This is a genomic window from Pseudoroseomonas ludipueritiae, from assembly GCF_014490445.1.
Lineage (GTDB): Bacteria > Pseudomonadota > Alphaproteobacteria > Acetobacterales > Acetobacteraceae > Pseudoroseomonas > Pseudoroseomonas ludipueritiae.
On the sequence record NZ_JACTUZ010000382.1, the window covers coordinates 1 to 665 of the forward strand.

Annotated in this window: 1 protein-coding gene; it reads left to right on the forward strand. The window is 73.8% G+C overall.

Annotated elements, in window-relative coordinates; genetic code table 11:
• Window positions 1-408: 408 nt before the first annotated feature.
• On the forward strand, window positions 409-665 hold a 257-nt coding region (locus IBL25_RS26510; protein ID WP_275296079.1), incomplete at its 3' end, for a M17 family peptidase N-terminal domain-containing protein.

Here is a 665-nt window from a genome sequence, read left to right on the forward strand (position 1 = left end):
CGCCCGGCACGCCACGCGGGCCACGTTCGCTGGCCGAGGCGCCGGGCGGCGGCGGGCTGTGGGGCGGCGCCCCACCGCCGCCACTCTCCGCCTCCGGCGTGGCACCGCTCTCCACTGCCCGGATGAAGCCATTCTCGTTCGCCACGGGCGTGGCGGGGCTTTGGTGATCTCGCACCCGCCTTCCTTCCTCTGATTGCTGGAATGTCTGCCATCAACGCGAAGGGCGTTTGCTGGTTCAGCCTTCCGGCCCGCCACGGCGGCGGCCCCCGCGCACTATCGCGCCATTTCCGGCCGCGCCCAAGCCCGTCCCGCCCGGGTGCCATGGCGCATCGGCACCGCCATGGCTATCCTTCGGGCGGACCCGATCCATCCTCCCTTCCCGCTCTTCCCCCAAAGATGGAACCGCCGATGACCGATATCCTCTTCGTCAGGCCCGTCCTTCCCCGCGCCGGCGCCCTGGTGCTGCCGCTGGCCGAGGGATTCGTGCTCGATGGCCTGGCGAAGCAGGCGGATGAGGCCACCGGGGGCGCCATCGCGCGCGGGCTGGAAGCCGCGGGCTTCAAGGGCCGCAAGGGCCAGGCCACCACGCTCTGGGCGCCCGGCGGGCATCTCTCCCGCGTCGTGGCCGTGGGCCTGGGCGCGGCCGGCGGCGGCAGCCAGGCGGC